Origin of the sequence: Emticicia sp. TH156 (assembly GCF_002855535.1) — a bacterium.
In the GTDB taxonomy this organism is placed as follows: Bacteria; Bacteroidota; Bacteroidia; order Cytophagales; family Spirosomataceae; genus Emticicia; species Emticicia fluvialis.
The window spans coordinates 142,195-166,829 of record NZ_PKRS01000011.1; the positions used below are offsets into that span (position 1 = coordinate 142,195).

Genomic DNA, 24,635 nt, shown 5'->3' on the forward strand with positions numbered 1-24,635 from the left:
TGAAATCAGGTAGCCTTTTTTGCCTAATCATAATACCGTTCTTACAGCATCTTGCCTTTATCTACCGATACTGTACCTTTATTTGACAAAGCCTTTACACCAAAAATAAGGTCGGCAAAGCGCTCATCTTTGGTAAGCCCTTTTTTATAGCGGCCATATATCTGCTGAATCACCACTGCGTTTTTGAAAAGCCCAAATACGTAGAAGTACAGAATATTAGATACATCTCTTCCACTTTTTTCAGCGTAGCGGTCTGCAAACTCCTGGCGGGTCATATTACCCGGCAACCATGACAAATTAAAGCCTTTCTCAAACATACCATCGGCGGCCTCAGCCCAGTAAGACAGCGTGGTGCCTAAATCCATCCGAGGGTCGCCTACAGTTGTCATTTCCCAGTCCAGCACAGCCAGTATATCGGCCCAGTCCTGAGCATTCAGCACCAGGTTATCATACTTGTAGTCATTGTGTATCAAAGTAGGTTTCCCTTCCGTTGGCATATTAGCTTTCAGCCATGCTGCCAGATTATCCATGGCCGGAATCTCATCCGTTTGAGACACCAGATAACGCTTATACCAACCATCAACCTGCCTTTGAATATAACCTTCAGGCTTGCCAATGCTTATCAGCGCCGGATACCCCTCTTGCTGTGCCTCAATATCTATGGCATGTAAATTTACCAAGTTATTGCATAAAGCTTCAGACATTTTACGCATCAGCGCAGGCGCAAGGGTGTTTATCAGTTTTGGTGCATCTTTAGCTCTCAGAATCACCCCTTCAACGCGCTGCATGATATAAAAAGGGCAACCCATTATGCTTTCTTCTTCTGTGAAAACAACAGGCCGGGGTATTTTTTTGTACCCGCTATTTTGCAAAGCAGTCAGAATCTTAAACTCCCGGCCCATATCGTGGCCGCCTTTTATATCTTTTGCCCCAAAAGGGGGTCTGCGTAAAACATAATCCATACCTGACGTTTTTAACAGGTAAGTAAGGTTTGAGTACCCTCCCGGAAACTGCGCTATTTCTACAACCGGTTCAAAATCCGGCAACACCCCGCTTAAAAAATCATTGAGTTTCTTCAAATCAATTTCTTCGCCCTGCCTGATGCCGGTTGGAGAATCTATCGTGATAGAGTTCATGTGTCAGGCTGGTTGGTGCTCGTTTCTTAACAAGTCGTTTACCGTTTTAACCGGGTTAAAAGTAATGAGAGGTACCTCAACAAAAAGCGTGTTCCAGTCAGACATCGCACCATTCCATAAGCCAGGCAATTCTTGCGCCTTCAGGTCTTTACCACTCTGCGACTTCTGGGTAATAAAGCCGGTTTGCGGGTCGCGGAAATGCAACAGGTTAAATTTATTGCCTTTATAATCTTTTACCGAGCATACCAGATCCACCGGGTTAAAGTGTGTGGCTTTCTGAAAAATCTCTTTCTGTTCAGGGTTATCCAGATCAATCTGCGCCGATTCCACAACCTGTAATGACACAGAGTTGTCGGGGTCTTTTGCCCAGAAAGGCCCACCCCCTGGCTCGCCAACGTTTTTCACCATACCACAAAGGCGTATCGGCCTATTCAGTTTACGTTTACAGTAATCGGCCTTGGCATCAAACGAATACGCTCCGAAGCCTTCCGGAGGTAGCGTACAAAGTTTAGTTTCAAGAAAGTCCAGTATTTCGGCTAGAAGGGCTTCGTTTATTTCTTCGTTATATAGTTTCTCAAGATACCCGAAAATCTTATCCTGATACTCCAGTAACACACCCGCCAAAGCTTTTTTATAGAGAATAGTTTCTTTTTTAAGACGGTCAGGCACCACATTGTCAACGTTCTTGATGAAGATAATGTCGGCTTCCTGTTCATTCAGGTTTTCAAGTAATGCGCCATGCCCGGCAGGTCTGAACAACAACTCATCATCTGCCGTGCGAAAAGGCGTATTATCCAAATTTACGGCAATGGTATCAGTTGACGGTTTTTGCTCAGAGAAACTGATGCTATATTTTACACCATGTTCTGCTTCATATTTTGGCAGTACAGCGTCAATCAGCTCAACAAATTTTTTTCTGTGTTCTGGCGAAACTGTAAAATGGAGCCTCACTTCTTTGTTACTGTTGGCATATCTGGCACCTTCAACCAGATGCTCTTCTACCGGGGTGCGTGCGGCTTGTCCATAACCATGAAAATGCAAAAGGCCCTTCGGCAAATTACCATAATCAAGTCCTTTGCTAGTCAGTAAATGCTCCAGCACCGTTTTATAATCGGCCGATGCCTCCCCAATGGTTTCAATCAGCTTGTCATAAAAAGCAAAATCTTTCAGGCGTTCCAGAAACTCATTTACTGATTTATCCATCTTGCCCTCATCTTTGGCCGAAAACAAAGATTTAAACATACGGGTAGCCGCACCAGATGCCGGCACAAACTTCAATAATTTCAAATCATTGGCTCTAGAATCAAAGTAACCGGCATATTTATCGGCCTCAGAGTCAGAAAGAGAGATAATGCCATCACCAATTGTGGCTGCTTTAATTACATTCAGATACGGAAACCCCTTCTTGAAATTTTCTATCTGTTGCTGAATGGTTTCAAGGCTTGCCCCGCGTTGTGTTATTTTGTTAATGTCTTTTTCAATAAGCATGTTACTTGTGAGTATTTATACTTTCGTTTGTAATTATTGCGATGTAATTTTACGAAAAATTAGAATCAAGGCAATACATTGGGGCGAAATTTATGAACAGCATTCTTCCACTTCTTCAGGCTACACAACAGGCATCGGCAGGTATCAGAAATTTACCAGCAATACAGAAAGCACAACTACTGAACAGCCTGGCCAATGGCATTGAGCAGTCGAAAGAGCTCATTATGGCAGAAAACAAAAAAGACCTTGACCTGATGGATAAATCAGACCCCAAGTATGACCGCCTTCTGCTGAACGAAAGCCGTATTCAGGGCCTTGCCGATTCTTTAAGGGAGGTAGCTCTTTTACCCGACCCCACTGGTGAAGTTATGCTTAATAAAAAGCTGGAAAACGGCCTGAATATTAAAAAAATAGCAGTACCGATGGGTGTGGTAGGCGTTATTTATGAGTCAAGGCCTAATGTTACTGTTGATGTTGCCGCACTTTGTCTGCGGTCGGGCAATGCCTGCATGCTGAAAGGCGGCAAAGAAGCCAGTTTTTCTAACCAATGCCTGGTTAGCCTTATACATCAGGCACTTGAAGAAGCAGGCTTAGCCAGAGAGGTGGTATTGCTGCTACCCGTTGACCGTAAGTTTACTGAAGAACTGCTCAAAGCCACCCGTTTTGTAGATATTATTATTCCGCGGGGTTCAGACTCCCTCATTCAGTTTGTACGCCAGAACTCGCTGATTCCCACCATTGAAACCGGCGCTGGTGTGGTACACACTTATGTAGAAAAAACAGCCGATTTGGGGAAAGCCAAAAACATAATAATCAATGCCAGGGTATCGCGCCCGTCTGTTTGCAATTCGCTTGATTGTGCCATTATTGACGAGCACATTCTTGGTGATTTTCTACCTTTACTGATAGAAGACTTAAAGCAGTGGAACGTAGAAGTATATGCCGATGCCCCCGCATTTGCAGTACTTAAAGAGGCAGGTTATACCAACCTGCATGAGGCAAGAGCCGAAGATTTTGGCAGAGAGTGGCTTGATTATAAAATTTCTATTAAAACCGTAAAAGGCATTGACGAAGCTCTGGCGCATATCCAAAAGCATTCATCAAGGCATTCGGAGGCTATCCTGACAGAAAACCAGGCACTGGCCAATCAGTTTTTGGCAGAGGTAGATGCCGCTGCTGTGTATCATAACGCTTCTACCCGTTTTACGGATGGCGGGCAGTTTGGTTTAGGCGCCGAGATTGGTATCTCTACGCAAAAACTCCATGCGCGAGGGCCATTTGCTTTAGAAAAACTGGTAACCGAAAAATGGGTAATAACCGGCAACGGACAAGTGAGATGGTAAAGGGCTGGTATAATTTTTTTAATTGATTGAAATTTAAAAATGTAATTGTTGGTAATATTTGCCGAACAAACACCTGAGTAAGTATGAAAAACCTTCCTGAGCAATTGGCTCATCCTTATACTTTTGCACCTCAATTCAAAAAATCTGCTGTTTATTTCTGTATGGAATTTGCCATAGACCAGGCACTGAAAACCTATTCGGGTGGGCTTGGGTTTCTGGCGGGTTCTCACATGCGCAGTGCGTTTCAGCTAAAACAAAACCTGATAGGCATAGGCATCTTGTGGAAGTATGGTTATTACGACCAGGGGCGGAATACTGATAACAGCATGGCGGTGCAATTCCGCGAAAAAATATATAGTTTCATTAAAGATACAGGCATCCGTTTTCAGATAACTATTCAGAATCGCCCTGTCTGGATAGCAGCCTATTTTCTGCCGCCTCAAACTTTCGGCACGGTACCCATGTTCTTCCTTACCAGCGATACTGACGGTAATGACACCTGGGCGAGAGCCATTTCATACAGATTATATGACGCCGACGCCAATACAAAGATTGCGCAATGTATGATATTAGGCCTGGGAGGTATGAAATTGCTGGACGAACTCAATTATGAGCCAGAAACTTATCATTTTAACGAGGCCCACGCCGTTTCGGGCATTTTTCATTTGTATAAAAAACTGGGCAATGCCGCAGAGGTAAAAAAAAGACTGGTGTTTACCACGCATACACCCGAAGAAGCTGGTAATGAAAAGCACGACATCTACCTGCTTGAAAGCATGAGCTTTTTTAACGGCATACCCACCAACGAAGTCAGAAAAATTACGGGCATAAAAGATAACATTTTCAATCATTCACTGGTAGCGCTCCGGTTCAGCAAAAAAGCCAACGGGGTGTCAAAACTTCATGGCGAAGTGTCGCGAACGATGTGGAAAGGCTACGCAGGGGTTTGCGAAATAACCCATATAACCAATGCCCAGAATAACCTTTACTGGGCCGATAAAACGCTTGAAAAAGCCAGAAAAAAGGCCGATACAAAAACAATAGCAGACCGAAAAAAAGAGCTGAAGAACAGCTTGTTTAAAACCGTGGCCGACCAGTGTGGCAAACTTTTCAAGCCCGAAGTACTCACTATTGTATGGACAAGGCGCTTTGCCGGATACAAACGCCCTGATTTGTTGACCAGAGACCGCGAGCGTTTTGAAAGACTGATGAAAAACCCACGATACCCGATTCAGTTTATATGGGCGGGCAAACCTTACCCCTTTGACGAAGGCGCCATCAATACATTTAATCATCTGTATTATTTAAGTCATCTTTTCCCAAACATGGCTGTGCTGACGGGTTACGAGCTGGCATTATCAAAGACCCTAAAAGACGGGGCTGATGTGTGGCTCAATACGCCTGTGGTAACGCGCGAAGCATCGGGTACAAGCGGTATGACCGCCGCCATGAACGGAGCGCTTAATTTGTCTACCTTCGACGGTTGGATTTGCGAATTTGCTACCAAACAGAATTCTTTTGTTGTTCCTGTTGCCCCGGGGTACCCCGAGCAGGACAGAGATACACAGGATATCAAAAACTTGTTTGATGCACTTGAGCAGCATATTTTACCAATGTATTATGACAAACCAGCTGAATGGCAGCAAATGGTATGGCAAAGTATGCAAGACGTAAATGCCTTTTTTGACTCAGACCGCATGGCAACCGAGTATTACGAAAAACTCTACTAGGCATTTCCGGCAGGTTCAATCTTTGAGGGTATCAGAGGGGCATTCCTTCTGATACCCTTTTTTTTTTTGATTGCCAATAATCTATTCCTAATAGATGCACTTCTTTCGTTTGGTCGATTAAATCAAGTCGTTTATAGAGAAATTTAGCAGTTTTTTGAAACCCCGGCAGTGCATTAGTTGTTAATATCTATATTTGCAACAGATATCCTTTTTCTGGTGAAAGACATGAGGCCGGTATTTAAGAAAAAAACTACTACATACGTACATTTTTTATTACTGCTGATGTTCTTATTTATTTGCAGACAGTTCGTAAGTGATGCCTTCCGTATCTATGAACTCACAACAAATGAATCAGAGCTGTGTCTGGATATTAGCATTGAAGATAGTTGTTCTTTTGAAACCAACTTTTATGGTTTGGAAGACGCCGATGAATACATCAGCTCCGGATTTTTCAATCCTGTGGTTGCTGAACACAAACCTGGTAAGGAAGCTGCCTTTTCCGCCTCCCTTGTACATGAAGTGTACCTGGGCCTGAACACTCCCCCTCCCGAACAATCAGATTTGTTCGCCTGAACTTACCGTAGCTACATACTTCCGCAGCCATTACAAGCTGCTGGTGAGGCTGTTGTAACAAAAGTAACATTTTAGCTTCCAACACAAAACACCGTTTTTCTTTGTGGCAAAGTCTTTGTCGGGCTACTGCTATGTATATCATTGTACGATTCCAACAAAAGACTTTGACTTTCAAAGAATTTCTAGGAATAGCCATTTGTATACGATAAATTTAATTTAACACACGCGCTACATTAAATAATATGAATCACCAAGAATGTTTATGAAAAATCTTACAATTACACTCTCGATGCTTATTCTGGCATCTTCCTGCAGCACAGACGATGGTCAGAAGCAAGCTCAGGAGACGGAAAAATTTCCGGTTACATCCCCCATTGCCATCGATACCACACTCCCGATTGACTACGTGGCAGAGATTAACGCTGTTCAGAACGTAGAAATCAGAGCGAGAGTAAAAGGATACCTGGACCACATCTATATTGACGAAGGCAAGTATGTAAAACAGGGCCAGCTATTGTTTACCATTAATAACCCAGAACTGAACGAGAACATCGCCAAGGCATCGGCTGCACTTAAAAGCACCATTACTGAATTAAAAGCCGCAGAACTGGAACTAAAGAATGTACGCCACCTGGTAGAAAAAAATGTGGTTTCGAATACTGAACTTGAAATGGCAAAAAACAAAGTTGAACTGGCCAAAGCCAAAGTAGAAGAAGCACAGGCCAACGAAACTTTTGCCAAAATTCAACTTACATATACGCAGGTTAAAGCGCCTTTCAGTGGAATTGTAAACCGGATTCCGAACAAAACAGGAAGCCTGATAGAAGATGGCACGCTGCTTACCAGTATTTCTAAAAACGACGAAGTATTTGCCTACTTTGATGTGTCTGAAAAAGAATACCTGAATTATGCCAATGGCCTGAAAGCAGACCAGGAGCAATCTAAAAACGTAACCCTCATACTAGCCAACGGCGAGGAGCATCCGTTTAAAGGACGAATAGAAACCACTGAAGGTGAAATAGAACAAAGCACGGGCAATATAGCTTTCCGCGCCAGATTCAGTAACCCCGACAAGATTCTGAAACACGGTGCCAGCGGTAAAGTACGCTTGCTAAGAAAATACAAAAAAGCACTGATTATTCCGCAGAAAGCCACTTTCGAAATTCAGGATAAGATGTATGTCTATGTCATTGACAAAAGCAATAAGGTCAAGATAAAGCCCATTACAACCAACAGCCGGATGCCTCACTTCTATATCATAGATTCGGGTTTGTCGCCTGATGACAAGATTATCTACGAAGGTATCCAGAATATCAAAGACGGTATGACCGTTGAACCACAGTTTGTGGAAATGAACGAAATATCAAAAGACCTAGTGGCCAACAATGCCATAAAATAACCCTGATAAACATGTTTACAAATTTTATTAACCGACCGGTTCTGTCGTTGGTTATATCTATATTTATTGTATTGCTGGGGGTTCTGGCTATGATTGGCCTGCCTATTACACAGTATCCGGACATTGCCCCTCCGGCCGTTTCAGTTATAACCAAGTACACCGGCGCTAATGCCGAGGTATGTGCCAAAGCCGTAGTAATGCCACTTGAAAGAGCCATTAACGGGGTGCCGGGTATGACCTACATGACCTCCATGTCTGGTAACGACGGAACCAGCATCATACAGGTATATTTTGAAGTAGGTACCGACCCCGACGTGGCAGCCGTAAACGTACAGAACCGCGTTACAACCGTATTGGACGAATTACCCGAAGAGGTAATTAAAGCCGGGGTATCAACAGAAAAAGAAGTAAACAGTATGTTGATGTACATCAACCTGATTAGTTCTGACACCTCTCTGGACGAAAAATTCATTTATAACTTTGCCGATATAAACGTTTTGGCCGAACTTAAACGAATTGACGGTGTAGGTTTTGTTGATATCATGGGCTCGCGCGAATACGCCATGCGTGTCTGGCTGAAACCCGCCCGCATGGATGCCTATGAGATTTCGGCCGAAGACATCATCAAGGCGCTAAAAGAGCAGAATGTTGAAGCAGCCCCCGGTAAAATAGGTGAGAGTTCCGGTCGCCAGTCGCAATCATTACAATATGTATTGCGCTACACAGGTAAGATGACCAAAAAAGAACAATATGAAAATATTGTGATTAAGGCTTCCGAGAACGGTGAACTGCTTCGCCTGAAAGACGTGGCAGACTTAGAATTTGGTTCGTTAGATTACGACGTGCTTTCAAAGGAAAACGGCAAACCATCAGCCGCCATTGTTTTAAAACAGAGACCGGGCTCAAATGCCAGTGAGGTAATTGCCAATATAAAATCCCGTCTCGAATTCCTGAAAGAAACAACATTCCCGCCGGGCATGACCTACACCATCAGTTATGATGTTTCTCGCTTTCTTGATGCATCAATTCATGAAGTAATCAAAACCCTGATTGAGGCTTTTATTCTGGTAGCCATTGTCGTTTTCCTGTTCCTGCAAGACTTCCGCTCTACCCTTATTCCGGTACTGGCGGTTCCTGTTTCTCTGGTAGGTACTTTTGCTTTTATGCAATTGTTTGGCTTCTCTATTAACCTGCTTACCCTGTTTGCATTGGTGCTGGCCATTGGTATTGTAGTAGACAACGCCATTGTAGTGGTAGAAGGCGTGCATGCCAAAATGGAAGAAAAACATATTGGCCCCAAAGAAGCCACCATTGAGTCGATGGGTGAAATCAGCAGTGCCATCATTGCCATTACATTGGTTATGTCGGCCGTGTTTGTGCCGGTGGCCTTTCTTTCCGGCCCTGTAGGTGTATTTTACAGGCAGTTCTCGGTCACAATGGCTATTTCCATTGTTATTTCGGGTGTAAATGCGCTTACGCTTACCCCTGCACTATGTGCATTGATGCTGAAAAACCCACATCTTGAAAAGAAAAAAAGCAATCTACTGACGCGTTTCTTTGATGGCTTCAACCGGAGCTACGATAAACTATCTGACAAATACAAAACACTTCTCGGCCTTATTGCTAACCGCAGGCTGGTAACCGTGCTTGTTCTGGGTGCCTTTTGTGTGGCCACCTGGGGCGTTGGCAAGGTGTTGCCTACCAGCTTTATACCTACCGAAGACCAAGGCACCGTTTATGTAAACGTAACTACGCCGGCAGGGGCTACGCTTGAGCGCACCGAAGAAGTAATGAATGAAATAGACCGCATTGCGCAGAAACTTCCGGAGGTGGAATCCATCTCAAGCCTTTCTGGCTTTAGTATGATGACCGACGGTGTAGGTGCGTCGTTCGGTATGAGTACCATCAACCTGAAATCCTGGAGCGAAAGAAAAGCTACTGCTGACGATATCATTGCGCAACTGGTAGAAAAAACCAAGCATATTAAAGGTGCCGAGATTCAGTTCTTTCCGCCTCCTGCTGTGCCAGGTTTTGGTAATGCCAGTGGTTTTGAAATGCGCCTGCTAGATAAAACCGGTACAGGTAACCTGCAAAGAACAGCAGAAGTAACAGAATCCTTTATGGAAGAGCTCCGTAAACGGCCTGAGATAAAAGAAGTGTTCTCCAGCTTCAACCCTAATTTCCCGCAGTATCTTATTCATATTGATCAGGATATGGCAGCCAAAAAGGGCATTTCGGTGGATAACGCCATGAGCAATCTGCAGTCGCTCATTGGTAGTTTTTATGCTACCAACTTCATTCTCTATGGGCAGATGTACAAAGTAATGATTCAGGCCGACCCGAAGTATCGCGCCCAGCCTGATGATATCATGAAGTTACGTATCAAGAATAAAAATGGTGAAATGGTACCCTACTCCATTTTCAGCCGTATTGAACGCATTTACGGCCCTGAACAGCTCACTCGTTACAATATGTATTTTTCAGCGATGTTAAACGGCGAGTCTGCCGACGGCTACAGTAGTGGTGATGCCATCCGCGCTATTGAAGAAGTGGCGAAAGAAAAACTTCCGCGTGGATACTCCTACGAATGGTCGGGAATGACGCGCGAAGAGGTATTATCCGGCAATCAGGTAATTTACATCTTTATTATCTGTCTCATCTTTGTGTACTTATTGCTGGCTGCTCAGTACGAGAGCTTCATGCTGCCTTTGCCTGTTATTCTTTCATTACCAGTGGGGGTATTCGGCTCGTTGTTCTTCTTATTCCTTTTCGGGCTTGAAAACAACATTTATGCACAGGTGGCCATGGTAATGCTCATAGGTTTGCTGGGCAAAAACGCCATCCTGATTGTTGAGTTTGCCGTATTGCAACAAAAAGAGGGCAAATCTGTACTGCAGGCTGCCATTGGTGGTGCGGTAGCCCGTTTCAGGCCAATCCTCATGACCTCCTTTGCCTTTGTGGCAGGTTTAATTCCGCTTATGTTTGCTTCAGGTGCAGGTGCTATCGGTAACAAAACCATTGGTACTGCGGCCGCCGGAGGTATGCTGTTCGGAACCATTTTTGGGGTAATTGTTATTCCGGGGCTGTACATCATCTTTGCAGGTACATTTAATCGTAACAAAAAAGCTAAAAAAATCACTGAAGAAGCTTATGCCGAAGCCTAAATATATTTACACGCTCATGGCAGCTGTCTTATTAGGCGGCTGCAAAATAAAACAGAATTTACCAGACCAAAAACCAGTAAACCTACCACAGCAATTCAGTGCCAAAGCCGGGGCAGATGCCCACAAACTGGCCACTCTGAATGAGTTTTTTAACGACCCTGCCCTTACTGCCCTGATAGACACAGCGCTTAAGAATAATTTTGATTTGCAGGTGGCCCTTCAAAATATTGAGTTGGCGCGTGCGGGGGTACGTTTCACACAGGGTATTGACAGACCTGATTTATCAGCTGCCCTGTCGGTGGGTTCACGTAAGTTCGGTAATTATACAATTGATGGCGTAGGTAACTACGACACCCAGTTTTCTACGAATCTGGATAGCAAGCAAAAGTTGCCTTCACCCAGTATCCCCGATTTTTTCGTGGGCTTACAGTCATCATGGGAAGTTGACTTATGGGGCAAGCTGAAAAGTAAGAAGAAAGCAGCAGCTGCCCGTTTTATTGCCAGTGAACACGGCCGCAACCTGGTGGTAACCTCAATGGTTGCTGAAATTGCCGACGCCTATTTTGAATTATTGATTCTTGACAACGAACTGAAAATACTTGAAGATAACATCCGCCTGCAACAGGAAGCGCTGGATATTGTAAAAGTAATGAAACAGGCCGGTGAAGCCAATCAGTTGGGTGTAGAACTGATGAGCGCCCAGTTGTTGAGTTCACAATCTTTAAAAATTGAGGTAAAACAGAAAATTATTGAAAACGAAAGCCGGATTAATTTCTTATCCGGCAGGTTCCCGCAACCAATTGCACGAAGGGCTGCAGCCTGGGAGACAGTGGTTCCACCAAAACTATCGGCTGGCATTCCTTCACAATTACTTGAAAACCGACCCGATATAAAACAGGCCGAGTTTGATTTAATAGCCGCCGATGCCAACATATATTCAGCCAGGGCAGCATTTTACCCGTCGCTCAACATCAATGGCAGTATGGGTTTGCAGGCATTCAGGGCAGCGGTACTTTTTAATCCGGGTTCGTTTGCCTACAATGTGGCCGGTGGTTTGTTTGCACCTTTATTGAACAGACGCCAGCTGATTGCCGAGTTGATGGCATCTGAGGCAGACCAGAAAATTGCCTACACTAATTACAGAAAAACAATTGTGAATAGTTTTACTGAGGTGTATAACTACCTGAATCTGATTGAGAATACCAATGAGATGTATGAGTTGAAGTCGAAAGAGGTAGAAGTATTGAAAGTAACCATCAACACATCGGTAGAATTATTCAAGTTTGGCAGAGCCACTTATCTGGAGGTAATTACGGCACAAAAAAATGCCTTGCAGGCGCAAATAGAACTAATAAACCTGCGTAAAAGTCAGTTTGAAGGTGTCATCGGGCTTTATAGGGCTTTAGGTGGCGGATGGAAGAGCGTAATATAATTAACCCCACCCGACCCCTCCCCCATTAACGGGGAAGGGCCGGGAATGGGGTTATCATCAGGCCTTCACACGTTTCTGCTCACTTTCTGAACCACCGCTCTGGCGTAATTTCAGGTTTTGCCCTTTATTGAATCTAAACGAAAAAGATAACGTTACCACACGGGTATCTAAATAACTGAACCAGCTGGCCGCTGCATTTTTGATATTGCGGATGTCTCCGCCCACCTGATTGGTATAAAAAACATCGTTTACGTTCAGTTTTAATGTACCCTTGTCTTTCATTATTTTGGTAGAGACCCCGGCCCTGACCGAGCCGATAGGAATTACTAAAAACTGACCCGACAAAACTTTGGTCTGATACGACCCTGCCAGTTCGGCACTCCATTTTTTGTTAATTGTAAACTGATTGGTAGGTACTGCAACCCAAAACCAGCGCGACTCGTTCAGGGTTTCGGTATAAATCGGTCCTTCAAATGTATTATTAAGATAGGCCGTATACAGTTGCACGGTCCACCACTTGGTAACAGGATAAGAGCCGTTCAATTCTATCCCATAAGATACCTGTTTCGCAAAATTGCCGGGCCGGCTATAATAAATATTGCCCCTTTGCTCGTTGGTTTCCGAAATCACATTCTCAATTATGCTATACTGAAGCGTTGCTGTAACAAAACTGTTGTAAGTATAAGACAACTCAAAATTATACGAAAACGTAGGCTGCAAAAACGGATTACCACCGTAATACGTAAATCTGTCCATCGGATACGTAAACGGATTCATGTCTTTATAATTAGGCCGGTCTATTCGTCGGCCGATAGAAAGCCCGACAACATGCTTTGAGGCAGAATCTAGCCTGTACTGTGTATAAAAGGTAGGAAACAGATTGGTGTAGTTTCGTTTAAAAGACGAATCTTTCACAACAATATTGCCCAGTTGATTGCCGGTTATTTTGGTGTTTTCAACACGTAAACCTAACTGCACCGATATTTTCTTAAAATCTCTGGAGTAGTTGGCATATACTGCATTGATGTTTTCCTTATACTGAAAGTTATTAGAGAATGTATAATTGGGCTGCTGCTGCCCATCTGCCACATCATAAAAATCGGCAATATTGCCTGTTTTTACAAAACTGGTTTTTGCCCCGGTTTCTACCCTGCCACCTTTTGTCATCGGATGCAGATAATCTACTTTAAGCGCTCTGATGCTTATGTCAGAAGGTAAATTTGAAGCCAGAATGGTCTTGCCGGCAAGGCTCCCGTCAGGGTTCAGATTACTGTTTTCAAGTACCTGTTCAATGGTTGACTTATACACAATATTATCTACATTAGCCGATAGCTCTCTGCCCTTACTATTCAGCTGATGCGTCATATTCAGGTTTATGCTGCCATTTTTAAATAAAATATCCATAGGGTTATAGGCATCTACCAAACCGGTAATACTGCCCTGTCCGTCTCTGATAACCGCCGTATTTTTCACATTCCGGCTCGATGGGTTAATGAAACCACTTAATGCTATACCCAGCGTAGTTTTTTTGGTTACGTAATAATCGGCCCCAATTCTCAGATTACGGCTTCCGTTCGACGGCCGGATGTATGAGTTCTGAACAAAGGTTGAACTCAGCTGACCTGCATCCGTGAAATACTTGCGGGTAATAGTCAGATCCTGATAGGTATTGTTCTGATTCACACTCAGATTAGAGAAGAAATTGAATTGATTGATGCGGTAGTTGAAATTGAAACTGTTGTTGGTACGCAGGTTCTGACCCTGCCCATACGACAGATTCAAACCGCCATTCATACCTTTAGCTACATTTTTCTTCAGGCGGATGTTAATAACCCCCGAATTACCGGCTGCATCATATTTAGCCGGTGGATTAGGCATGATTTCGATAGACTCAATAGTAGAAGATGGAATAGTCCGCAGGAAATTGGCCAAGTCTGCTGCCGACAAATAAGTGGGCTTGTCATCAACAAATACCACAACGCCGCTTTTACCTCTCAATGATATATTTCCGTTTACATCTACCATTACACCCGGGGCTTTTTCAAGCACCTCAAGCGATGTTACCCCTGCATTGCTTATCAGGGCATCGGGGTTAACTACGGTTCGGTCAATTTTTTGTACTACAAAAGCCTTTTGAGCTGTTATGGCTACTTCCTGCAATTGGTTGTCGCTGTCAGCAAGGTTAATAGTGCCCAGGTCAAGAGTAGGGCTTTGGCCGCTTAAAATTATTTTATCTGAAACAAACTTAGCCATACCTACAAAACTGACTGAGATTTCGAGGGAATCGTATCTCAGTTTTTCAAATTCAAACTTACCATCAGCATCTGTAAAGGTAGATTTTACGATAACGCCCTTCGGGAATTTCGACAACATAACTGTTGCCCCGACAATGGCTTCATTTTTACTGGTCTTTACTATACCCTTAATGTTACCGTTTTGTGCGGTTGCCGTCATGCTGACGAATAATAATAGTAATAGCTTTTTTATCATAATGTATGGTGTGAGTTTAACGTTGGTAATGCTGTAAACGTGGCTTATGCTTAATTCAGTACAGCAAACAGCCATTGGCCGGCGGCATAGCCGGCTTTGAATATTACAATGGTGCTGTACACAATTGAAACAACCAACAGAACCCTGAAAGTTTTGGATTGAAGAAACGCTTCTTGCTTTTTCATAATAAGTAAGATTTTAGGATTAGTAAAATTTTGTAAACAAAGGTAGCAATTGCCCCATAAAGCAATTTGTCAAATTCTGCTAATTCGTACTTTACATCTTTAAAATGCCGCTATCTGGCTTTGAAAGACTAAAAACGCTTTCCTTTTAAAAATGCTGATGGCGGGCAGCCGAAATATCTTTTAAATGCCTTGCTGAAGGTGTGTATATCGGCAAAGCCTGATTGCGTTGCTGCTTCTGATACAGCGTACCGGTGTTGCAGTAAAATACTTTTGCCAAATTCCAGCCGTTTTTTAATGATATACTGGTTGGGCGACATCCCAAAAACTGCCTTGAAAAGACGGTAAAAATGGTATTCTGAAAGGCAAGCCTCTTGTGCAATAGTTTTGATTGACAAAGGCAACATAAAGCAGGCGTTTATATAATCACGTCCTTTTTGCACACGCCGGTACAAATCCTTTCTGGTATCTGGTTTTACACCTGGTATAGCCCGCAGGTGTCTGAAAACCGGAAGCTGGTCTTGTATAATCTTTTCGGCAATAGTGTAAAAGAACTCATCTGAAATACTATCCTGCTCAGCCAATCCACTACGAACAGTTGCCGTAAGCTGTCTTAAGTATTGCCCAAGCAGGGTTTCAGTATCCCGGTAACCACTTTCAAAAAAGTAGGCCGAAACAAAAAAATTGCCTAGTTCTGCATCACTAAAGGCCGTATCAGGGCGTTTCCAACCGGCAATAACTTCGGCTATCAGCCGGGGGCTTATGTTAATGCAAATACCTTTTACGTTTCGGCTCTCATCCACCTCAACCTTGCCTTCGCAGGTGTCGTTAGTTAGCAGATAATCACCCGCTGTAATGGGGTAGCTATGCCCGTTCAGCTGATACCTCTCAATGCCTTCAACCACATACTTGATGGCAAACCCTTCCGATTTTACGGGCTCATAAAATTGCCTTAATGATGAGAAAACTAACGAATTACCATTCATTTTCACTACATCAAGGGTGTTTCCATCTTCATTAAATAAATGAATCATAGGCTCGCAGGTTCAATACGCAACAAATAAACATGGATAATGACCCGATGGCAGGCTTTTTTTGATAAAAGGCTGTTTTTGTAGAAGAATGACATAACAAATCAGCAGACTTTTATTGGCAGCATACTTAACTGCACATTTTAATAATATTTTGCTCTATTATTGCAAATATTATGCAAGCATACTATTTTTGCTATAAGCCTCAGTCTGATGGGGCGACTAACGACAAAACTATGACAGACGCTACAGAATATAAAGTACCTACCATGGCAGAAATGGCCGCTCAGGGAAAAGAACCTGAAGTGCTTTTCTGGGTTGGATGTGCCGGTTCTTTCGACGACCGCTACAAGAAAGTAACCATTGCTTTTGTAAAAATTCTGAATAAAATCGGGGTGAATTTTGCCGTATTGGGCACAGAAGAAAGCTGCACCGGCGACCCCGCCCGCCGGGCTGGTAACGAGTTTACCTTTCAGATGCTTGCCCAGCAGAACATTCAGGTGCTGAATGGCTACGGCGTTAAGAAAATAGTAACGGCGTGTCCGCATTGTTTCAATACACTCAAAAACGAATACCCCGAGTTAGGCGGCAATTATGAGGTAATACACCACTCGCAATATCTGCAACAACTCATCAACGACGGCCGCGTGAAGATTGAAGGCGGCGGCACATTTAAAGGCCAGCGAATTACTTTCCATGACTCCTGCTATCTGGGCCGTGCCAACGATGTTTATGAAGCGCCACGCCAGATTCTGGCAACGCTGGATGCCGATTTAGTAGAAATGAAACGTTGCCGTACCAACGGCTTGTGCTGCGGTGCCGGAGGCGCGCAAATGTTTAAAGAACCCGAAAAAGGTTATAAAGATATTAACGTAGAACGCATTGAAGAAGCACTGGCAACCGGTGCCAAAACCATTGCAGTTGCGTGTCCGTTTTGCATGGTTATGATGTCTGACGGCGTGAAAAACAAAGAAAAAGAGCATGAGGTGAAGGTGTATGATCTGGCCGAATTGCTGCTTCAGACGCTTTAATACTTCCCTATAAGATACTAGGCTCATAGAACTTTTACAGGCAGATTGAATGTTTATCTAACAGAATAAAAACCTGTAGTATGTATATTTCTTTTGAACAATTACCTCAGAGCGCGCGCATCTGGATATATCAGGCTAACCGTACACTAACCGATAATGAAGTTTCTTTAGTAGAAACGGCTCTTCAACCTGCTGTAACCAAGTGGGCGGCTCATGGCACTGCACTTTTAGCTTCAGTAAAAGTACTGCTGAATCGTTTTGTAATTATTGCCCTTGACGAAAGCCAGTACGAAGCCAGCGGTTGTTCAATAGATGCTTCAACCCGTTGGTTTAAAGAAATGGGCGCACAACTGAATGTTGATTTCTTCGACCGCTCGCAGGCCTACCTTGATGGTAGCGAAATAAAAACTTTTTCTATTTTCCAGCCTAAAAAAGCTATAGAAAGCGGATTAATCGCTGCTGATACAATTGTTTTCGTAAACAACAATCATATTCAAACATTGGCCGACTTGTCAACCAACTGGCAGATTAAAGCATCTGAAAGCTATCTGAAAAGATTTTTCAATAACGTCAATATCCCGGCATAAAACTCCCACAACAGATTTTCATGGAATTAGGTATCAGTACATTTGGCGAGGTGCATCCTGATGGTGTAGCAGGTAAAGCAGTTAATGCACACGAACGCATGCAGGAGTTAATTGCAGAAGGCAAACTGGCAGACGAGGTAGGCTTAGATGTTTTTGCAGTAGGCGAGCATCACCGCCCTGATTTTATCATTTCAGCGCCCGAAGTGGCTTTGGCTGCCATTGCTGCGGTTACTAAAAATATACGTTTGTCAAGTTCAGTAACGGTTTTAAGCTCTGCAGACCCGGTACGCACATTCCAGAACTTTTCTACGCTCGACCTCATCTCTAACGGTCGTGCCGAGATACTGGCAGGCAGGGGTTCATTTACAGAGTCGTTTCCACTATTTGGTTATGATTTGCAAGACTATAACGAGTTGTTTATAGAAAAACTCGATTTACTTTCAAAAATCAACCAGTCGGAAATCATCACCTGGAAAGGCAAACACAGAGCGCCCATTTACAAATTGGGTGTGTATCCAAGACCCATTCAGGAGTCATTGCCCATCTGGCTTGCCGTGGGTGGCACTCCGGCATCGGCTATCAGAGCAGGTAAAATGAACCTGCCTATGACACTGGCTATCTTAGGAGGCAGACCCAGCCAGTATGTGCCGTTTGTAAACCTTTACAAGCAGTCGTTCAAAGAAGCCGGGCATAACCCTGCCACTTTTCAGTTAGGTATCAACTCGCAGTTTTATATTGCCGACACCTCGCAGGAAGCGGAGGACGAGTTCTGGCCGTCGTACGAAAAACTGATGAACCGGGTGGGTAGAGAACGCGGGTGGTCGCCCATAACCCGTGAGCATTTCGAACTTTCATGCTTACCTGACGGCCCTTTGTTTGTAGGTAGTCCGCAGCAGGTAATTGACAAAATACTTTATCAGTCAGAACTATTTGGCCATACACGCTTTCTGGCACAGATGGTAAAGGGAGACATTCCTCACGCCAAAATATTAAAAACCATTGAGCTGTTTGGCTCAGTAGTAGCCCCTGAGGTAAGAAAAGCCTTGAAAGCATAAGAATAATTTTAAAACCGGAAATTGATGGCCGAGACCTTATATATACCGCAAACAGCAACTCGCAAAGAGATTTACGACAGCCTGTTGCCCCAGGTAGAAGCACTAATCAGTACAGAAACAGACACCATTGCCAATCTGGCCAACATAGTGGCTGTTTTGAAAGAGGCATTCGGTTTTTTCTGGGTAGGCTTCTATATGAAAAAAGAGAATCAATTGGTGCTGGGGCCGTTTCAGGGGCCCATAGCCTGCACACGCATTAATTTTGATAAAGGCGTATGCGGCTATTGCTACCGCACCAGAGAAACAGTGATAGTACCTGATGTAGACAAATTTCCAGGGCATATTGCCTGTAGTTCGGCCTCAAAATCAGAAATCGTAGTACCTGTTTTTGACCACACCGGCCAGGTAGCTATGGTGCTGGATGTTGACAGCGATGAACTGGATGATTTCTCGGAGGTAGATAAAGACGGGCTGGAGAAAATGATGCTAATGCTTCAAAAAACTTTTACAATTTAATTATGAATACGCTTTTTCCAATATTTCTGAAACTTGAGCACCTGCATACGCTTATTGTAGGCGGTGGAAACGTAGGTCTTGAAAAGCTGGAAGCCGTATTGAAAAACTCACCCAAAGCGAAAATCACACTGGTAGCACCTGAGATAAGAGAAGAAATCAGGCATCTGGCACAAAGCCATGACCTGACCCTCGTTTTTGAAAAATATGACAGCCAGTACCTCAATGGCATTGATTTGGTAATTGCCGGAACAGATGATAAATCGGTGAATCAACAGGTACAGATAGATTGTAAAACCAGAAAAGTACTGGTTAATATTGCTGATACCCCCGACCTGTGCGATTTTTACCTGAGCTCGGTTGTGCAGAAAGATGATTTAAAAATCGCCATTTCAACCAATGGTAAGTCGCCGACTTTTGCCAAGCGTTTCAGAGAAATACTGGAAGAAATCTTACCCGGTAATCTTCAGGAAACCCTCGACAACCTGCAGGCCATCAGAAACAAACTGAAAGGTGATTTTCAGGATAAAGTGCAGAAACTGAACGAAATTACCAAGGTGATGCGAAACCAATAAAAAATGCCCCGGAGCAATCAGGGGCATTTTTTATTCGCAAATTCAACTGTTTCAGGCTACTGCCAAGGTATTCTTACGCTCCCCTATCTGCTGTCTCCACATAGCATAGTACAAACCTTTTTCGGCCAGCAGTTCTTCATGCCTGCCTACTTCAATAATACGGCCCTGCTCCAGAACAAAAATTTTGTCGGCGTGCATAACAGTACTCAGGCGGTGCGCAATCATAACGGTAATGTAATCTCCCAGCGCTGTTACAGCTTTTACGGTATTGGTAATTTCTTCTTCGGTAAGGGAATCGAGGGCAGAGGTAGCCTCATCAAAAACAAAAATTTTCGGGTTCCTCAACAATGCTCTGGCAATTGAAAGCCTTTGTTTTTCTCCACCAGAAATCTTAATGCCACCCTCACCAATAATTGTATCAATACCATTATCTGCACGGGCAAGCAATGTCTGGCAGGCAGCTTTACTGAGTGCCTCCATAATTTCATCATCAGTGGCGGTTGGATGTGCAAACAAAAGGTTTTCTTTAATTGTGCCAGAAAACAACTGGGTATCTTGCGTTACAAACCCAATCTGTGTGCGTAGCTCTTCAATATTGATTCGGTCTGACGGCAGGTTATTGTAATGAATTACTCCGCTTGATGGATTATACAAGCCTACCAGCAACTTCACCAAAGTGGTTTTGCCAGAGCCTGAAGGCCCCACAAAAGCAACGGTTTGCCCTTCGTTTACTTCAAAGTTCACTTGGTCTAGTGCATTGGCGTTTGCAGTTAAATGCTTAAAACTCACATTGTCAAATTTCAGATGCCTTACCACACCCAGATGTGTCGGAAACTCAGGTGTTACTTCAATCGGCTTTTTCAGCAATTTGTCAAAGTTATTTAATGAGGCCTCAGCTTCCCGATACGCGATAATCACATTGCCAATTTCCTGCATAGGGCCAAACACAAAAAACGAATAGAACTGTAAACTCAGTAACTGCCCTACCGTCATCTGATCTCTGAAAATCAGGAACAGTAAAATAAACAGGATACACTGGCGCAAAAAATTAACAAACGTACCCTGTATGAAACTAATACTGCGAACGCCTCGCACTTTTTTCAATTCCAGTTGAAGAATCTTGAACGTATTCTGGTTTAATCGCTTAATTTCCTGCGCTGTTAGTCCAAGGCTTTTAATTAACTCTATATTCCGTAATGATTCAGTTGTGGTACCAGCCAGCGCCGTTGTTTCTTTTACAATAACACCCTGAATCTCCTTTATTTTCCTGCTTAGTACCCTCGTAAGGGCTGCCAGTGAAAAGGCACCTGTAAAGTATATGGCTATCAGCCATGAATTAACACTTAACGAATAGATAGTCAGGAAAACAATACCCACTAAAGACGTAAACGCCACATTAATAAAAGAGGTAATAAACTTCTCAGAATCGGTACGCACTTTCTGCAAAACAGATAGTGTTTCTCCGCTTCGCTGGTCTTCAAATTGCTGATAAGGCAATTTAAGGGTGTGTCTGAGGCCATCAGTAAACACACTGGCGCCCAGTTTCTGAATTATCATGTTTACCACGTAGTCTTGCAATGTTTTGGCAATACGGCTTACCATAGCCACACCAATAATGGCCAGGAGCATCAGCAGTACCCCTTTCATAAAGTCAGGCTCGGCAAAATCTTTGGCCCTATTGGCGTATTTATCAATCAGTTTCCCAAAAATATAAGGATCCAGTAAAGAGAAAGTCTGGTTAACAGCCGCCAGAAACAATGCCAGCACCACCTGCCAACGGTAGCGGCTTAAATAATGTAAAAGAAGTTTCATCAGATTTTTCTTTGGAAATGTAGTAGGTTATAAAGCATCAACAAACTGCCTCTCTAAATAATTCCAATCGTTTTCAGACTTGCTACATCAATTTTTACCCACATTTTTAGTAGAAATAACCGTTCTTCCAATCCAGCTTTGTTTATCTTTACTTTTAGGAAACCTTTGTTACTCAAAACTAAACCGAATTATGACACCCATTAGTACCCGTGCTTTCATCAGGAAAGTAAAGGATATTACCATCAGCAGTACATTGGCACTGGCTGTTTTAGGAAGCGGCTTTACCTTGCAGAGTTGCAACAACGACTCTGACAGCGACTATGAATATGAAGAAGTAGAGGTTTTTACAAAAGGGGTAAGAACTTATATAACTGAAACGGCTAAAGGTGAGTTTAAAATTACCGACGAGATTGAAGTACCGGCCGATAGCTCAAAAGCCATTGTAACTTATCTGGATGGTAAAAAGGATACACTTTCGCCCAGAGCAGTAAAGGCATTGATTGATAACGAAGTACGTACAAATGCCAGCCGCATAGGGCAGAACAACAATCTATCTAATGCCTTGCTCTATGGAGGGATGGGCTACCTGCTGGCCAAAACCATGAGCCCCAATTATGCGCAATACAGGCCAGACATCAACACCTCTAACGGTTTCAGCCAGGGTTCAGGTTCCAGAAGAGATTCATCTTCTCATCGCAGACATGGATATTATGGTGGCGGTATGATGAGGTACTATGCTACCACGGCCGCCTTCCAACGCTCAGGCGAAATCCACCAGAGCATTAACCATTCAAGAACCACTATGGCCAGGCCGGTGGGTGGCAAAACCGGGTTTTTCCGCAGTTCAAGCCACGGCAGCCATCATTCATAAATAAATCTGATACATGAAATTTAGAAAATTACTGATACCACCACAAACCTCATTACGAAATGCCGGTTGGGACTGGATGTTGGGTGAAGATACATTGCCGTATATTACAGATGATGCCGTAATAGTTACAGAGCAGGAAGCAGAAGCATATTATGAAGCAGCCAACGAGCTATACGAACTTTACATTGAAGCCGCTCAGCACGTGCTGGATAACAACCGGCTGGAAGAATTGGGCATACCTGAAAATCTGCAAAAACTGGTAAGATACTCATGGGACGCCGACAAACACTGGCATTTATATGGCAGATTTGACCTGAGCGGCGGATTGGATGGACAGCCCATAAAGCTGATAGAATTTAATGCTGATACAGCTACCTGTATTCCGGAAACAGCCATTGTGCAATGGGCATCGCTGAAAGCTAATAATCTGGACGAGAGCAGTCAGTTCAATACCCTTTATGAAAGCCTGGTAGAGAATTTTAAGCAGTTACAGATTGAGAATCCGGGGTTTGAGCCCACGTTGCTTATCTCAACCATGAGAGATTTCCCGGAAGACGACACCAATATGCAGGTATTGGGAGAGGCCGCCAGAGAAGCAGGATTTGAAGTAGCTTTTGAATATATAGACGAGGTGGAGTTTTCTGCCATTGAAGGTATCTACAAACAAAACCCTAAAGATGGCAGCTTTACCAGATATGACTATTGGTTTAAGCTGATTCCGTGGGAATATATTGGCTGGGACGAACCGGAACTGACAGATATACTGACCGAAATAGTTATTAACCAAAAAGCGGTGGTACTAAACCCGGCCTATACCCTGCTGTTTCAGTCGAAGGGCATTCTGAAAGTTTTATGGGAGCTAAACCCAGGCCACCCGCTTTTATTACAGACGGAATCTCAAGTGCTTGCTGGCAAAGCCAGTGTAGAAAAAGTGTTGTTTGGCCGTGAAGGAGCCAACGTGAGAATCCTGACAGCCGACGGTGCATCGCTTGAACATAAAGACGGTGAATACTTTGAACAGAACACTGTTTTTCAGGAATACACCGAATTTCTGAAAGATAATGCCGGTAAATATTATCAGGCAGGAGTATTTTTTGCAGGTGAAGCCTGTGGCCTGGGTTTTAGAAAAGGAGGTAAAATTATTGACAACACCGCTCAGTTTTGTGGGCATGTAATTAACTAACTTTGTTTCCCAATCGGGCATTTTGTTTATATTTATAATTTAAACCAATAGTTAAATCATGAAAAGCCCGGTTACTTCGCTGCTTTTATGCATTTTAATTTCTTCTTTTACATTCGGGCAGCCAGCAAATAAGGTTATCTCGTTTTTTCCGGCAGGTACCCGGCTTCATGGTAATATACCTTACGCTAAAGATACCCTGCAAAAGCATCTGTTGGATATTTACTTACCTGCCAATGCCAAAGCCGGTATGCCGCTGGTGGTATGGGTGCATGGTGGTGGCTGGATGCAGAACGATAAATATGCCGACATGAGCTACATGAAGAAGACCATTCATGCGCTGCTCAATAATGGTTTTGCTCTTGCTTCTATTGATTACCGCCACAGCACACAGGCTGTTTTTCCGGCACAAATACAAGATTGCAATCAGGCAGTTGAGTTTCTATATCAGAATACCGGAAAATATGGTTATAACAAAGACAAAATAGCTCTGATGGGCTTTTCGGCAGGTGGGCATCTGGCTTCTTTGCTGGCGCTTTCGCATAACAATCGTGTGCCTTCGTTTTTTGCTGCCGGAAGAAAGAACTCATTTAGAATTGCTGCTGTGGTAGATTTTTACGGGCCTGCTGATTTTCTGGCTATGCTAAAACCAGAACAACCCAATGGCACAGTTGATGCCGTAAGTATGCTACTTGGCGCCTCACCAATTGACCGACCAGACCTGGCAAAACAGGCCAGCCCTGTTACTTATATAGATAAAAATGACCCACCATTCCTGATTATTCAGGGCGAAAAAGACCCTTCTGTTCCACAGAATCAGTCTAAGCTACTGAGCTCATGGCTAACGTTAGCGCAAGTAAAAAATCACCTGATTATTGTAAAAGATGCGCCGCATTACGGCGAAATGTTTGATGAAGCCTACATCAAAGACAAGATTATTGATTTTCTGAAAACCGAATTCAAATACTAAGCCATTTTAGAAATTCGTTTAAACCATATTTACAGGCCTTAATAAGCCATATTCTTTTCTGGTCTCAGTTAAT

20 protein-coding genes are annotated in these 24,635 nt (G+C 43.5%); 14 read left to right on the forward strand and 6 right to left on the reverse strand.

The window, feature by feature from the left end:
• Window positions 1–41 precede the first annotated feature (41 nt).
• The gene (locus C0V77_RS19605; RefSeq protein WP_101728076.1) at window positions 42–1,136 is read right to left on the reverse strand and encodes a phosphotransferase family protein; all 1,095 of its coding nucleotides are present in this window, start codon (window positions 1,134–1,136) and stop codon (window positions 42–44) included.
• A gap of 3 nt (window positions 1,137–1,139) precedes the next feature.
• On the reverse strand, window positions 1,140–2,624 hold the full coding sequence (locus tag C0V77_RS19610) for a DUF4301 family protein (protein ID WP_101728077.1): 1,485 nt from the start codon (window positions 2,622–2,624) through the stop codon (window positions 1,140–1,142).
• A gap of 92 nt (window positions 2,625–2,716) precedes the next feature.
• On the opposite strand from C0V77_RS19610, the gene C0V77_RS19615 reads away from it, so the two are divergent.
• The 6 genes from C0V77_RS19615 (at window position 2,717) to C0V77_RS19640 (ending at window position 12,265) form a co-directional block, all read left to right on the forward strand.
• Entirely contained in the window at window positions 2,717–3,967 is a 1,251-nt protein-coding gene (locus C0V77_RS19615) for a glutamate-5-semialdehyde dehydrogenase (RefSeq protein ID WP_101728078.1), read from the forward strand.
• An 83-nt stretch (window positions 3,968–4,050) separates the two neighbouring features.
• Window positions 4,051–5,697, forward strand: a complete 1,647-nt coding sequence (glgP, locus tag C0V77_RS19620; RefSeq protein ID WP_101728079.1) for an alpha-glucan family phosphorylase — start codon at window positions 4,051–4,053, stop codon at window positions 5,695–5,697.
• 177 nt (window positions 5,698–5,874) lie between these two features.
• Window positions 5,875–6,270, forward strand: coding sequence for a hypothetical protein (locus C0V77_RS19625; RefSeq protein ID WP_101728080.1), 396 nt, complete (start codon window positions 5,875–5,877; stop codon window positions 6,268–6,270).
• A 262-nt stretch (window positions 6,271–6,532) separates the two neighbouring features.
• On the forward strand, window positions 6,533–7,669 hold the full coding sequence (locus C0V77_RS19630; protein ID WP_229236331.1) for an efflux RND transporter periplasmic adaptor subunit: 1,137 nt from the start codon (window positions 6,533–6,535) through the stop codon (window positions 7,667–7,669).
• An 11-nt stretch (window positions 7,670–7,680) separates the two neighbouring features.
• Entirely contained in the window at window positions 7,681–10,833 is a 3,153-nt protein-coding gene (locus C0V77_RS19635; RefSeq protein ID WP_101728082.1) for an efflux RND transporter permease subunit, read from the forward strand.
• A gap of 16 nt (window positions 10,834–10,849) precedes the next feature.
• Window positions 10,850–12,265, forward strand: a complete 1,416-nt coding sequence (locus C0V77_RS19640; RefSeq protein WP_158237978.1) for an efflux transporter outer membrane subunit — start codon at window positions 10,850–10,852, stop codon at window positions 12,263–12,265.
• 57 nt (window positions 12,266–12,322) lie between these two features.
• On the opposite strand, the gene C0V77_RS19645 is transcribed toward C0V77_RS19640, so the two are convergent.
• The 3 genes from C0V77_RS19645 to C0V77_RS19650 form a co-directional block, all read right to left on the reverse strand.
• The gene (locus C0V77_RS19645) at window positions 12,323–14,755 is read right to left on the reverse strand and encodes a TonB-dependent receptor (RefSeq protein ID WP_229236332.1); all 2,433 of its coding nucleotides are present in this window, start codon (window positions 14,753–14,755) and stop codon (window positions 12,323–12,325) included.
• Window positions 14,756–14,805: 50 nt separating this feature from the next.
• Window positions 14,806–14,940 carry a hypothetical protein gene (locus tag C0V77_RS23495; RefSeq protein WP_255408982.1) on the reverse strand — a complete coding sequence of 45 codons (135 nt, stop codon included), beginning with the start codon at window positions 14,938–14,940 and terminating at the stop codon, window positions 14,806–14,808.
• A gap of 128 nt (window positions 14,941–15,068) precedes the next feature.
• Complete coding sequence (locus C0V77_RS19650; RefSeq protein WP_101728085.1) at window positions 15,069–15,971, reverse strand: AraC family transcriptional regulator; 903 nt, start codon at window positions 15,969–15,971, stop codon at window positions 15,069–15,071.
• A 233-nt stretch (window positions 15,972–16,204) separates the two neighbouring features.
• On the opposite strand from C0V77_RS19650, the gene C0V77_RS19655 reads away from it, so the two are divergent.
• The 5 genes from C0V77_RS19655 to C0V77_RS19675 all read left to right on the forward strand — a co-directional run bounded on the left by C0V77_RS19655 (window position 16,205) and on the right by C0V77_RS19675 (window position 19,729).
• On the forward strand, window positions 16,205–16,999 hold the full coding sequence (locus C0V77_RS19655; protein WP_101728146.1) for a (Fe-S)-binding protein: 795 nt from the start codon (window positions 16,205–16,207) through the stop codon (window positions 16,997–16,999).
• Between the two features lie 80 nt (window positions 17,000–17,079).
• Window positions 17,080–17,586, forward strand: coding sequence for a hypothetical protein (locus tag C0V77_RS19660; protein WP_101728086.1), 507 nt, complete (start codon window positions 17,080–17,082; stop codon window positions 17,584–17,586).
• Window positions 17,587–17,606: 20 nt separating this feature from the next.
• Window positions 17,607–18,641, forward strand: a complete 1,035-nt coding sequence (locus tag C0V77_RS19665; protein ID WP_101728087.1) for an Atu2307/SP_0267 family LLM class monooxygenase — start codon at window positions 17,607–17,609, stop codon at window positions 18,639–18,641.
• Window positions 18,642–18,665: 24 nt separating this feature from the next.
• The gene (locus tag C0V77_RS19670) at window positions 18,666–19,157 is read left to right on the forward strand and encodes a GAF domain-containing protein (RefSeq protein ID WP_101728088.1); all 492 of its coding nucleotides are present in this window, start codon (window positions 18,666–18,668) and stop codon (window positions 19,155–19,157) included.
• Between the two features lie 2 nt (window positions 19,158–19,159).
• On the forward strand, window positions 19,160–19,729 hold the full coding sequence (locus tag C0V77_RS19675) for a bifunctional precorrin-2 dehydrogenase/sirohydrochlorin ferrochelatase (RefSeq protein WP_101728089.1): 570 nt from the start codon (window positions 19,160–19,162) through the stop codon (window positions 19,727–19,729).
• Window positions 19,730–19,780: 51 nt separating this feature from the next.
• On the opposite strand, the gene C0V77_RS19680 is transcribed toward C0V77_RS19675, so the two are convergent.
• On the reverse strand, window positions 19,781–21,541 hold the full coding sequence (locus tag C0V77_RS19680) for an ABC transporter ATP-binding protein (protein ID WP_101728090.1): 1,761 nt from the start codon (window positions 21,539–21,541) through the stop codon (window positions 19,781–19,783).
• 190 nt (window positions 21,542–21,731) lie between these two features.
• Here C0V77_RS19680 and C0V77_RS19685 point away from each other — a divergent pair, with 190 nt between their 5' ends.
• Genes C0V77_RS19685 through C0V77_RS19695 form a run of 3 tightly spaced genes read left to right on the forward strand, consistent with a single transcriptional unit; the run spans window position 21,732 to window position 24,562 of the window.
• Complete coding sequence (locus C0V77_RS19685) at window positions 21,732–22,412, forward strand: hypothetical protein (protein ID WP_101728091.1); 681 nt, start codon at window positions 21,732–21,734, stop codon at window positions 22,410–22,412.
• Window positions 22,413–22,425: 13 nt separating this feature from the next.
• A complete protein-coding gene (locus C0V77_RS19690; protein ID WP_101728092.1) occupies window positions 22,426–23,595 on the forward strand; it encodes a glutathionylspermidine synthase family protein in 1,170 nt (389 codons plus the stop codon).
• Between the two features lie 58 nt (window positions 23,596–23,653).
• Window positions 23,654–24,562: an alpha/beta hydrolase gene (locus C0V77_RS19695; RefSeq protein WP_101728093.1), complete on the forward strand. Its 909-nt coding sequence runs from the start codon at window positions 23,654–23,656 to the stop codon at window positions 24,560–24,562.
• Window positions 24,563–24,635: the final 73 nt, after the last annotated feature.